The sequence below is a fragment of the Streptomyces sp. NPDC004752 genome (assembly GCF_053601275.1).
Genome location: NZ_JBSGBN010000111.1, coordinates 20,992 through 31,940 on the forward strand (window position 1 = coordinate 20,992; position 10,949 = coordinate 31,940).

General features: G+C 72.0%; 11 protein-coding genes and 2 pseudogenes. 7 read left to right on the forward strand and 6 right to left on the reverse strand.

What is annotated here, in order from left to right; translation table 11 throughout:
- Positions 1 to 62: 62 nt before the first annotated feature.
- Together ACWEKM_RS34375 and ACWEKM_RS34380 are read right to left on the reverse strand one after the other, a co-directional pair.
- On the reverse strand, positions 63 to 518 hold the full coding sequence (locus ACWEKM_RS34375; protein ID WP_451625186.1) for a tellurite resistance TerB family protein: 456 nt from the start codon (positions 516 to 518) through the stop codon (positions 63 to 65).
- A gap of 125 nt (positions 519 to 643) precedes the next feature.
- A complete protein-coding gene (locus tag ACWEKM_RS34380) occupies positions 644 to 1,330 on the reverse strand; it encodes a hypothetical protein (RefSeq protein WP_451625187.1) in 687 nt (228 codons plus the stop codon).
- Positions 1,331 to 2,543: 1,213 nt separating this feature from the next.
- On the opposite strand from ACWEKM_RS34380, the gene ACWEKM_RS34385 reads away from it, so the two are divergent.
- The gene (locus ACWEKM_RS34385) at positions 2,544 to 3,734 is read left to right on the forward strand and encodes a PP2C family protein-serine/threonine phosphatase (protein WP_451625188.1); all 1,191 of its coding nucleotides are present in this window, start codon (positions 2,544 to 2,546) and stop codon (positions 3,732 to 3,734) included.
- Between the two features lie 218 nt (positions 3,735 to 3,952).
- Here ACWEKM_RS34385 and ACWEKM_RS34390 read toward each other — a convergent pair whose 3' ends face one another.
- From ACWEKM_RS34390 to ACWEKM_RS34400, 3 genes are all read right to left on the reverse strand, one after another.
- A complete protein-coding gene (locus ACWEKM_RS34390; RefSeq protein ID WP_451625189.1) occupies positions 3,953 to 4,768 on the reverse strand; it encodes an SAM-dependent methyltransferase in 816 nt (271 codons plus the stop codon).
- An 80-nt stretch (positions 4,769 to 4,848) separates the two neighbouring features.
- Entirely contained in the window at positions 4,849 to 5,061 is a 213-nt protein-coding gene (locus ACWEKM_RS34395) for a DUF397 domain-containing protein (RefSeq protein ID WP_451625197.1), read from the reverse strand.
- 25 nt (positions 5,062 to 5,086) lie between these two features.
- Complete coding sequence (locus tag ACWEKM_RS34400; protein ID WP_451625190.1) at positions 5,087 to 5,962, reverse strand: helix-turn-helix domain-containing protein; 876 nt, start codon at positions 5,960 to 5,962, stop codon at positions 5,087 to 5,089.
- A 325-nt stretch (positions 5,963 to 6,287) separates the two neighbouring features.
- Here ACWEKM_RS34400 and ACWEKM_RS34405 point away from each other — a divergent pair, with 325 nt between their 5' ends.
- Entirely contained in the window at positions 6,288 to 7,019 is a 732-nt protein-coding gene (locus ACWEKM_RS34405) for an ATP-binding protein (RefSeq protein ID WP_451625191.1), read from the forward strand.
- A 261-nt stretch (positions 7,020 to 7,280) separates the two neighbouring features.
- Here ACWEKM_RS34405 and ACWEKM_RS34410 read toward each other — a convergent pair whose 3' ends face one another.
- Positions 7,281 to 8,270 (reverse strand): alpha/beta hydrolase, encoded by a 990-nt coding sequence (locus ACWEKM_RS34410; protein ID WP_451625192.1) that lies wholly within the window; start codon positions 8,268 to 8,270, stop codon positions 7,281 to 7,283.
- 354 nt (positions 8,271 to 8,624) lie between these two features.
- On the opposite strand from ACWEKM_RS34410, the gene ACWEKM_RS34415 reads away from it, so the two are divergent.
- The 5 genes and pseudogenes from ACWEKM_RS34415 to ACWEKM_RS34435 all read left to right on the forward strand — a co-directional run.
- Complete coding sequence (locus ACWEKM_RS34415; protein ID WP_451625193.1) at positions 8,625 to 9,089, forward strand: hypothetical protein; 465 nt, start codon at positions 8,625 to 8,627, stop codon at positions 9,087 to 9,089.
- Between the two features lie 43 nt (positions 9,090 to 9,132).
- Positions 9,133 to 9,397, forward strand: a pseudogene (locus ACWEKM_RS34420) (fructosamine kinase family protein); the annotation flags it as partial.
- A 248-nt stretch (positions 9,398 to 9,645) separates the two neighbouring features.
- Positions 9,646 to 9,837, forward strand: coding sequence for a putative ATP-grasp-modified RiPP (tgmA, locus tag ACWEKM_RS34425; RefSeq protein WP_451625194.1), 192 nt, complete (start codon positions 9,646 to 9,648; stop codon positions 9,835 to 9,837).
- 16 nt (positions 9,838 to 9,853) lie between these two features.
- Positions 9,854 to 10,837, forward strand: coding sequence for an ATP-grasp ribosomal peptide maturase (gene tgmB, locus ACWEKM_RS34430; RefSeq protein WP_451625195.1), 984 nt, complete (start codon positions 9,854 to 9,856; stop codon positions 10,835 to 10,837).
- Between the two features lie 17 nt (positions 10,838 to 10,854).
- Positions 10,855 to 10,949, forward strand: a pseudogene (locus tag ACWEKM_RS34435) (AIM24 family protein); the annotation flags it as partial.

The following is a 10,949-nucleotide window of genomic DNA, read 5'->3' on the forward strand; positions in this document are numbered from 1 at the left end:
CACCCGGGGCGGACGGGCGCGCCACCCGTCCGCCCCGGTGGCATCCGGCCGCAGGGGTCCGCTCACAGGTCGAACTCGTGGGGCGGCAGCCCCAGCGTGAAGCATGCCTCCCGGACCACGGCGCGCTCGGTGGCGTCGAAGTCGCCGTCGGCGCCGCCGATGACGATGCCGATCTGGATCACCGCGCGGGCCTCGGCGGGCTTCTTCTTCGCCTTGGCGATCTCCTGGAGCACGCCGACCTTGCCGAAGTCGAAGTCGGCGGTCAGCTTGTCCAGGTTCTCCTCGAAACGGCGCCGCAGGTCGTCCGCGGGGAAGTTCTGCAGCACCTCGTTGCTGAAGATGAGCTGGGCGACGCGCTGCCGCTCGGCCGGGTCGATCTTCCCGTCGGCCGCGGCCACCAGGGCGCACATCGCCATGCTCGCGTCGCGGAACGCGCCGCTCTTCAGGTCGTTCTTCTTCGCCACCAGCTGATTCTGCATCTGCGACGCCGAGTCCTTGATGCGGTCCCACAGGGCCATGTCGACTTCCCTTGCTCCGGGGCCGCCGCATCGCGCACGAAGCCGCACCGGCAGGCCGCCTACTTCTACAGTGCTGTAGAAGATAGCAGCAGGCGACCGCGCTGCGTGCTGTGCTCGGTCCGGGCTCAGCGCACGGCCCGATCACCCCGTTCCGCCATCCGCGCCTCCTCGATACGGCCGAGCAGGAACGGAATCATCCCCCGCTCCAGCAGGGCGAGTTCCCAGGCCGCACGCGCCGCGGCCACGTCGGGGTCGGGGGCGGGGGCGAGGTCGGGGTCGGGGTCGGGGTCGGCCAGGGCGCCGTACTCGTCGCCGGAGCGATTGCGGACCGCCGTCACCGACAGCCAGATCAGATCGCCGATCGCCGCCCCGGCGGCCACCGCGGCGGCGAGGAGCCCCGCCGTGGTCAGGCCGTCGCCGACGTAGGGACGGCCGCCGACGGCGCGCAGGCCGTACCCGGACAGCAGGAAGACGGCGGCGGCCACGGCCGACAGGCTCGGCACGACGACCGCGAACAGGGCCAGGACCCCGCCCGCGCGGCGCGGCGGCGCCGCCTCCTCCCCCTCGGTCCGCGCGTGGCTGCCGTACCCCGCGGCCGCCGATCTCGCAGCGAGGTAGTCCTGGTACTCGACGGCCGCCGCGGCCGTGATGGCCGTACGGGCCGACGACGCCCGCGCACGCAGCCGCTCCCGGTCGAGCGTCGCGCCGGAGCGTTCCAGCGCCTGAGCGATCTGCCCGGAGCCCAGGGCCTGAGCGAGCAGCCGCTCGAACACGACACCGATCTCCGTACCCGACGGCGCGGGATCCGACATGTGTCCCCCCGAAGTGTGAAGGCCGGCGACGCTCGCGACCCATGCGGCCGCCCCTGCCGAACTGTGGTTGAGGAGTGGCGAGTCTAATGGTTCCCGAATTGCGCAACCTTTTAAGACTCGTCAGAGGACGACCACGTCGGGCCGTCGCCTCGGCGCGCCACTTGCGCAAACCGAGGGAGGAGGCGCAGCGACAGGCCGTCACCGACCACGAAGCCTTCATACTCCAAGGGGGTAACTTCGAGCGCAGTCGGGCCGCCGTCCGGGCGACCGTGAGCCCGGGAGGGCACCCTGCGCACGGGACCGCGGATCAGCACACGGGACCGCGGATCAGCGTCTGCACCGCCGCGCTCACCGCGGCCTTCGGCGGCGCCCACGGACTCGGCGGCGCCCACGGCGAGGCCGCCGCCGAGTCCGACCGGGCGGCCCGCCCGCACCAGCGCGGCAACGACCCGGCACAGCAGCGCCACGAGCCCGCGCCGTCCGGCGGCCCGCGCGCCTCGCAGGCCGGTTGCACGCCCTGCGGACCCCACGGTCGAGCCGGGCACGAGCGAAAGCCTCCGGCCCCCGTCGAGCTGCCGAAGGCGACGGGATATCGCGTCCTCGCCGACTTCACCCCCGGCGGCGACGGGGTGGCCCTCGGCGCCGATCTCACGGCCACCGGACCAGGAGACGCCGGCGCGGACCCCGGCCCCGAGCCGCACCGCCCGGGTCTAGTACGAGGTGACGCTGCGCGGCGATCTCGTACGGGCGGGCCGAGCAAGCCGCGGCCGCAGGTGGCCGAGGCCGGCAGGCCGGTAGGCGACTCGTACACGACCCGTATACGACCCGTACGCGATCTCCAGCGCCGTCCGGAGGCGTACGGCCACCTCGTCCCGCCACGGTCCGGCGACCTCGCCCATCCGTATGAGCATCCGAACGGCGAGCCCAAAGGGGCGGCAGGACCCGGGGCGAGCCGGAGATCTCCTGCACGGCGACGGCGGCGAGCGCCGGGCCTACCGGCTCCTGCCGGACTTCCGACACGCCGGAGCGGTCCGGACCGCGGCGTCCACGGTGACGGTCGGGGCCGACGAGGCCGGATCGGCAACGGCGCGGCCGGATCGGGAACGGCCCGGACCGGGGCGACGGCAGAGCACCGGCGCTGATCCCGGGCTCCCGGCCCGCCCCGGCGGGCGAAGGATGGCCGAGCGCCCCAGGGTGGGGCACGCTGGATGACATGGGTGACCGGCAGGGCGCCTCGGGTTTCCGGCAGCCATGGCAGTCGGGTCAGGCGCTGCTGCTCCTTCCGCTCGCCCTCATCGCCGTGATCACCACGGTGGAGGTCCACTCACCCGAGGACTTCCATCTGGCCTCCGCGCTGGTCATCGCCCCGGCGCTCACCGCGTCGTTCGCCGGTCCACGGACGACGGCGGCGGTCGGGGCGCTGGCCGTGGTGGCACAGAGCCTCATCGGGCTCCTGCGCGGCGAGCTGGCCACCGCCAACCGCATCGTGCAGCTCATCACCCTCTCCGTGCTGTCCGTGCTGGTCGTGATCTACTGCGCGATCCGGGACCGGCGGCACGCCCAGCTGGTCCGGGCCCGCTCCGTGGCCGAGGCCGCCCAGCACGTCCTGATGTGGCCGCTGCCGGAGCGGATGGGGCTGGTGCGGATCGCCTCGCGGTACCTGGCGGCCGAGGAGGAGGCCCAGATCGGCGGAGACCTGTACGCGGCCACCCGCGCGTTCGGCGGGGTACGCGTGCTGATCGGTGACGTGCGCGGCAAGGGGCTGTCCGCGATCGGGGAGGCGGCCGCCCTGCTGGGCGGCTTCCGCGAGGCCGCCCATCGGCGCCCCCTGCTGACGGACCTGGCCGAGTCCCTGGAGCAGAGTGTCCAGCGCCACGCGGCCGACTTCGAACCGCCCGAGGAGGCGGGCGAGCGCTTCGCCACCGCCCTGCTGGTGGAGATCCCCGACGGATACCCGGTCGTCCGGATGGCCACCTGCGGCCACCCGCCGCCCCTGCTGCTCTGCCAGGGGCGCACGGTCACCGTCCCGACCCTGCGTCCCTCGCCGCCCCTGGGGGTCCGCGGAGGCGGACTGGGGCCCGCACCGGCCGACCGCGAGCTGGACGAGTTCCCCTTCGAGCCGGGCGACACCCTGCTGCTCTACACCGACGGCGTCATCGAGGCCCGCGACGCCGACGGCCGCTTCTACCCGCTGGCCGAACGCGTGGCCCGGTGGTGCGACGCCCCGCCGGACACCCTCGTCCAGCATGTGCAGCGCGATCTGGTCGCCCACACCGGCGGGCGGCTGGACGACGACGCCGCCGTGGTCGCCCTGCACCGCACCTCCACGGCCCGGGGGCGGCACCACGTCCAGGTCATCGACACGGGCGCGTTCCGCCAGGACCCGGGACCCGCGACCCGCTGACCGGGACCGCGCCCGCCGCGGCGCCCGGCGGGCACCGCGGGAGCGGTCTCGGAGTGCGCGCGCACCAGGCCGTACAGCCGGCTCCCGGGACCGACCTCGACCAGCACGGCCATCCTCCCCGGCAGGGTCCGTCGGTCGGCCGGCCGTGGAGGCGGACGCGTACGGAACGGGGCCGGGACCCGCCGGGTCCCGGCCCCGGGGGTCACGGCCCCGCCGGGTCACGGCTTGCGGGCCACCGCTCCGTACATCGCGATGTCCTCGTCGCGGATGCCCTGCTCGCCCGTGCCGTCCGGATGCCACTTGTGGACCTGGACGATGCCCGGCTCGACCAGGTCGAGGCCCTCGAAGAACGCGTGGGCCTCGTCGATGGTGCGCAGCCGCATCGGCATGTTGCGGGCCGCGTACTCGCGGGCGACGCGGCCCACCTCCTGGGGCGCGAACTCGGCGGTGGCGATGGACATCGCCAGGTAGCTGCCGGAGGGCAGCGGCTCCAGGAGGCGGCGCACGACGCCGACCGGGTCGTCCTCGTCGAGCATGAAGTGGACGATGGCGATCACCGTGAGCGCCACCGGCTTGCCGAGGTCGAGGGTCTCGCGCAGCTCGGGGGCGTCCAGGATGGCGGCCGGGTCGCGGAAGTCGGCCTCGATGTACGACGTCCTGCCCTCGGGGGCGCTGGCCAGCAGCCCCTGGGAGAGGGTGAGGACGATCGGGTCGTTGTCCACGTAGACGACGCGCGAGTCCGGGGCCACCGCCTGGGCGATCTCGTGCAGGTTCGGCGAGGTGGGGACGCCGGTGCCGACGTCCAGGAACTGGCGCATGCCCGCCTCCTCGGCGAGCCAGCGCACGGCCCGGTTCATCCAGTCCCGGTTGGCACGCATATGGATGGGCAGGGCGGGCCACTCCTGCGCCATGGCGTCGCCCGCCTCCTTGTCCGCGGGATAGAAGTCCTTTCCGCCCAGGATGTAGTCATAGATCCGCGCGGAGTGGGCGTTCTCGGTGTCGATACGGTCGGCCGGCCATCCGTTGTCGGGCAACGCCGTGTCTCCTCTTCGAGTCGGGGATGCAGCAGGGTTCGGTGGAACAAGCAGCTATAACAAGACGGTTCACAGACGGTTCACAGGAGGAAGTCGGCGTCACCCGACTTCACACCCGTCAGGAAGCTGGTCATTTCCCGGGGGGTGAAAACCAGCGCCGGGCCGTCGGGGTCGGTCGACTGGCGCACGGCGACGCGCCCGTCGGCGAGCTTCTTCACTTCCACGCAGGCGCCGCCGGCGTCGTCGCTCCACGGCTTGGTCCAGCCGCGCGCGCCGAGTTCCCGGGATCGCATGCCGTTGTGTATGGGGTGGTGCACGTCAAAGCTCCTTGCGTATCGCACCGAGGACGGCCTCGGTCTTGCTGGCGGGCGCCGCCTGGGCGCCCAACCGGTCCAGGGACTCTCGGTACACCACGACGTCGTCGCTCCTGTCCAGGTAGACGGCGCCGACCAGGCCGTTGAGGTAGACGATGTCGGGGAGTTCGGGTGCCCGGAACCGGAAGATGTGGTAGGCCCCGGCCCGCATGGCGGGATGCGGGCCGTTGGCGAACGGCATGATCTGCAGGGTCACCTGCGGCAGCCGGTTGACCTCGATCAGATGGTCGATCTGCGCGCGCATCACGGCGGAGCCGCCGACGGGCCAGCGCAGCACCGTCTCGTCCATCACGACCCACACCCGCGGCGGCTCCTCACGCGTGAGAAGTTCCTGACGGCGCATGCGCAGCGCGACCCGCCGCTCCGTGGCCTGCGCCGACGCGTGCGGATTGCCGGCGCCCAGCAGGGCGCGCGCGTACTGCGGGGTCTGGAGCAGCCCGTGGACGAACTCGTTCTCGTACGCGCGGATCTGCAGCGCGGCCTGCTCCAGGCTCAGATACGCGGCGAACCAGTCCGGCATGACGTCGCGGTACGTGTGCCACCAGCCGCGCTTGTTGGCCTCGCGCACAGACTGCAGGAAGGTGTCTATCTCCTGCTGGTCCCGCACGCCGTAGGTCTGCAGCAGCTTCTCGGCGTCGGCGAGGCGCAGCCGGGCCACCTTGGCGGCCTCCATCCGGCGGATGGTGGAGTGGCTGACTCCGATGGCCTCGCCCGCCTGCTCGTAGGTCAGACCGGCCCGGTTGCGCAGTTCCTCCAGCTGCCGGCCGAGGATCATGCGAAGGACGGAAGGGGCGCCGCCCCAGTCGGTCTCAGCGGTCACGCTTGCCCCCTCGCACCAGGTTCCCGGGTCACCGTCTCACGCGGTCGAATCCCGCGCCGCATTCGATCACTTGTTGACGGAAGCAGCATGCACGTGACTACTTGCAAATTTCAACTTGCCGGTTGCGAGCAGATGTTGGCAGATGTCACAGTGGACTCACTGACCCGGCTCACCTGATGAGCAGGTGAGACAGCCCAGTTGGGGGAGACTGGGCTGCAATCGGGCGCCGCAGGGCGTGGGTTGTCGCCCGTTCGTCCCGTGCGGCCGACCGATGCGAGACCGACAACCTCCCACTTCAGCAGGGCCGGACGAAAGGCGTACGGCGATGACTCCGCCCTCCCTCCCCCAGCCACTGGACCGACTGCCCGACGACCGGCACCCCGGCGCGCCTGCGGGAACTCGGCGGCCCATGCCGCTGCCGGGCGGCGACAAGTCCGCGAGCCCGCACGCGGCCCAGTGGCCGCACCGCTCGCCGCAGTCGGCGAGCCCCACCCGACCACCCGGAGGCGAGCATTCCGGTCGACTCCCTGGGCCTGACGGCCTCGACCCGCTCGCCTCCGGGGCTCAACCGCCCCACCGTGTCCACGCGTTCGACCTGCCTGCCACCCCGACATCGGTCGGCGCGGCCCGTAGGGCCGTGCGCGCGCTGCTGACCAGGTGGGGCACCGATGACGAGGTACGGGACAACGCAGTCATCGTGACCTCCGAGTTGGTCACCAACGCGGTCACACACTCGGCCAGCGAACGGATCGCCTGCCGACTGCACAGCACGGCGGACCGGCTCCGCATCGAGGTCGAGGACCAGAACCGTGCCGCCGCGCTGCCGACGCCCCGGCAGCCGGACCCGGACGACCAGAGCGGACGTGGACTCCTCCTGGTCGCGGCGCTCAGCCGCGACTGGGGGGTCACCGGCACCCGCCGGTCCGCACGCGTCGTGTGGGCCGAGCTGGCGACGGCCCCGGACGCCGCCCCGTCGTCGGTCCCCCATCCCGACCGGCTCACCCCCCACTCGGCCGAAGGACGCCCAGCCCATGCACCACTGTTCACCAAACCCTGACCCGCGCGTACGGCACCGTGCCCGCCCGGCCGCCCTGTCGTGCGGCCCGGACCGCGACGCGGCACCTCACTGCTCGGCCGACCCGTCCTGGACGCGGACGCGCCCCAAGCCGGAGCCCGGCCGCCCGACCGTCACACCGTGAACCGGCGCGCGGCGCAGACGCCGTGAGCCGCGCAGACGCCGTGAGCCGCGCAGACGCCGTGAGCCGCGACGACGCCGTGAGCCGCGACGACCGCTCGGCGCGCGGACGCTCCCGAGCCGTCACCGGTGCGGGGCCACCTCCGTGAGCCACTCCGTCAGAAGCGTGTTGATCCGCTCGGGGCGCTCCTGCTGAATCCAGTGGCCGCAGCCGTCGAGAAGGTGGGAGGCGGTCAGGCCGGGCAGGGTAGTGGGGTACGCCTCGATCGCGTCGGCGAGCCAGGTGGTGGAGGCGTCCAGACTGCCACCGACGAACAGCGAGGGCTGGATGACGGGGGCGCCGTGGAAGTCGGCGAGGTCGGCCCAGTCCCGGTCCATGGTGCGGTAGCGGTTCAGCGCGCCGGTCAGCCCGGTACGCTCGAACTCCGCCGCGTAGACGTCGAGTTCCTCCTCCCCCAGCCAGGCGGGCAGGCGACCGGAGGGGAACCGGTCGCGCAGTCTTGCGCCCGCGCCGACGAAGTGCGGATCCGGCGCCCCGGGCGCGGGCATGGTGTCGGCGGACAGGGCCGCGTAGAAGCCCGCGAGCCAGCCGCGCACATCGGGTTCGATCTCCGCCTCCGCGCGGCCCGGCTCCTGGAAGTAGGAGACGTAGAACTCCTCGGGGCCGCCCATCGCCGCGAACACCTCGCTGGGCCTCGGGCCGCCGGGCGGGGTGTAGGGCACACCCAGCAAGCCCACGGCACCGAAGACGTCGGGCCGGACCAGAGCCGAGGTCGCGGCGATGGTGGCGCCCCAGTCGTGTCCGACGATCACCGCGGACCGCTCGCCCAGCGCCTCCACCACGGCGACGTTGTCCGCCACCAGTTCGAGCATCCGGTACGCGTCGACCTCGGCGGGTCTGGAGGAGCGGCCGTAACCGCGTACATCAAGGGCGACGGCCCGGTAGCCGGCGGCGGCCAGCGCGGGCAGCTGGCGGCGCCACGAATACCAGGACTCCGGGAATCCATGTACGAGGAGCACCAGCGGCCCGGTTCCCTGTTCCACCAGATGGGTCCGGCCGGCCGGGGACGGCACCAGCCGGTGGACGGGGTCCGAAGCGGTGATCTGCGACATCGTTCCTCCCAGACGATCGGGGCTGCTGGGGCGATCATGCGGGAGGCGGGGCCGCGCCACCGAGCGATGTTGCCGTTTCGGCAAGCTCCGCAAAGGGGCCGGGCTACCGGCCCACCCCGGCACCACCATCACTCCCGTCACCGGGCCCTGCTGGGCTTCATCGCCGAATCGGGGCGCGAAGTTCCGGCAATCGCACGGGTGTTGCGAAATCACGGCCCGCATGTGTTCGGATTCTGTCACCGCTGCGCGGAATGCGGTTCTCCGCGTCCTGCCGGGCGCCGACCCGTGCTAACAATTCCTCCTGTGGGTTGGCCCGCCCGGGCCACAGGGGGAGGTAATACCGCAGTGAACCGCATGCGTACGAGCGTCACGGTCCTGACCACGGCGGGACTCGTCACCGCCGCTCAACTCGGCCTGGCCCAGGCCGCGTCCGCGCAGACCACGGCGTCGAGTTCCGGATGCCCCGTCAACGTCGTCTATCCGTCCCGTTTCTACGTCGACTCGCACGGCTGGGTCACCGGCGACGGCCTGTATTTCGGGATCAAGAACAAGAGCACCACCAAGAGCTTCAAGAAGGTCACGTTCACCGTCACGAATGTCAAGAACGTACGTTTCGGCTCGGCGAAGGCCAAGGGCGGTGAGGTCAGCCACAAGACCTCCAGGACGGTGTCGGTCTACACGACGACCCTGAAGAAGAAGGCGAGCCTCGGTGTCACCGTCCGCACCCATCTGCTCAACACGCGCAGCTACAAGGTGAAGTTCACCTTGAAGGGCACCGGCTGGAACTGCGCCGTGAACCAGGGCACCTGGGGCAGCTGATCGCCGGGCCCTGAGCAGGGCCCATGGCGCACGATGGCGAGGGGCCGCGGGCGCGCCCGCCTCCGGCTCCCCGCCGCCCGACGGCCCCGAGGACACGTACATCGGCCTCGCCCCGATGCCGTACGTCCCCGGCGCCGACCGGCCCGCCTGATACGCCGAGCACGGGGTGCTCGGCGTATCTGCGTCGGGCCGCCGACGACAACACCCTCGGCCGCGACGAGGCCGGTGTCCTCGACCGCCTCTGCGAGCGGCTGCCCCGGCCCGCCGGCCCCGCCGAACCTCCGGCCCGGCTGCACGGCGACCTCTGGACAGTTGTCGGGCGACCACGCCCCTCGCGGCCGGCCGGCGGATCCTGACGGCCCGACCGGGTTCGCGATGCCCCCTCCGTCCGTCGTCATGTGCCGGGCGGGTTTGCGTTTCCCGGCCCTTCCGCGGAACAACGCGCTCCGCCGCTTCCTCAATACGTCCTTGATTCGGGCTGAGATCACAGAAAGTAAGGAAACCAACCACGCGTTCGAATCGTATTACTGCATGGAAGCCGAAACAGGGAGAGACCATGCAACCGTTCACGCTCAACTACGCCCGCCCGGCAGTTCAGTTGAAGGTCACCACTCCGTACATGTACGACTCCGGACTGCAGTTGAACGTGCTCCCCGACGGCCGCATCGCCGCGACCGACCACGCGACCTTGAGAGCGCTGGGGACCACGACCTCCACGGCCGGCTCCAAAACGCACTTCGACGACTGACCGCGGACCCCCCACAATGACCGTGCTCATTCTGACCAGTGAAGAGGACGTGACGGCGGACATGGTGGTCCTCCGGCTCAACGAGGCCGGTGTGCCCGTGGTCCGCCTCGATCCAGCGGATCTCACCACCCGGGTCGCCCTGTCCGTCGAGTACGTGCAGGGCATCTGCCACGGCCACCTGTCCGTCGCGGGCCGGCTGGTGAGCATGAGCGGTCTGCGCTCCGTCTGGGTGCGCAGACCTGGCATCCCGGCGGCCCGGGCGGCCCAGCCGTCCGCCTGGCTGACCGAGGAGGCATCCCAGGCGCTGTACGGCATGCTGCGCTGCACCGGCGCACGCTGGATGAACCATCCCGACGCCGCCCGGCGGGCCCGCCACAAGCCGTGGCAGCTCGGGCTCGCCCAGCGCAGCGGGCTGCCCGTGCCCGCCACCTTGATCACGACGTTCCCGCAGGCCGCCCGGCAGTTCTCGGAGCGCTTCCCGGATCTCGTGGTCAAGCCCGTCTCCGGCGCGCACCCGCAGGAACCGCCCCGGGCGGTGCCGACCAGCAGGGTCGCGCCGGACACCGATTTCTCGGCCGTCGCGTTCGGTCCGACCCTGTTGCAGCGGCGGGTGCCGAAGCTGGCCGACATCCGGCTGACCGCCGTCGGCGACCGGCTGTTCGCCGCACGCAAGGCCGTCGAGCCGGACGCCGACCCGCAGGAGGTGGACGTGCGGTTCACCGCGTCCTTGTCCCCTTGGAATCCCGTGGAGGTGCCCCCGAGGGTCGCGACGGCCGTCCACGCCTACCTCGGCGGCGCCGAACTCGCCTACGGGGCGTTCGACTTCGCCGAGGACCCGGACGGCATCTGGTGGTTCCTGGAGTGCAACCAGTCGGGCCAGTTCGGTTTTGTCGAGATGGACACCGGTCAGCCGATCGCCCGTGCCATCGCGCGGTGGCTGGCGTCCGCACCCGACGTCACATGCCCGACGGCCGACGGAACCCGCAGGTCGGCCCTGTGACGGCCCGCGGCACGCGCGGCTCGGGCAAGATGCTCCTCGCCGACCGGGCCTTCGACGTCAACTCGTACGACCTGGTCGACGGCAATCTGACCGTTCGCTCGGGCAACCTGCT

Bases quoted from the DNA above. Each gene is read 5' to 3' on its own strand.
- ACWEKM_RS34375 (WP_451625186.1), bottom strand. From the start codon at position 518: ATGGCCCTGTGGGACCGCATCAAGGACTCGGCGTCGCAGATGCAGAAT.
- ACWEKM_RS34380 (WP_451625187.1), bottom strand. From the start codon at position 1,330: ATGTCGGATCCCGCGCCGTCGGGTACGGAGATCGGTGTCGTGTTCGAG.
- ACWEKM_RS34385 (WP_451625188.1), top strand. From the start codon at position 2,544: ATGGGTGACCGGCAGGGCGCCTCGGGTTTCCGGCAGCCATGGCAGTCG.
- ACWEKM_RS34395 (WP_451625197.1), bottom strand. From the start codon at position 5,061: ATGCGATCCCGGGAACTCGGCGCGCGCGGCTGGACCAAGCCGTGGAGC.
- ACWEKM_RS34405 (WP_451625191.1), top strand. From the start codon at position 6,288: ATGACTCCGCCCTCCCTCCCCCAGCCACTGGACCGACTGCCCGACGAC.
- ACWEKM_RS34410 (WP_451625192.1), bottom strand. From the start codon at position 8,270: ATGTCGCAGATCACCGCTTCGGACCCCGTCCACCGGCTGGTGCCGTCC.
- ACWEKM_RS34415 (WP_451625193.1), top strand. From the start codon at position 8,625: ATGCGTACGAGCGTCACGGTCCTGACCACGGCGGGACTCGTCACCGCC.
- tgmA (WP_451625194.1), top strand. From the start codon at position 9,646: ATGCAACCGTTCACGCTCAACTACGCCCGCCCGGCAGTTCAGTTGAAG.
- tgmB (WP_451625195.1), top strand. From the start codon at position 9,854: ATGACCGTGCTCATTCTGACCAGTGAAGAGGACGTGACGGCGGACATG.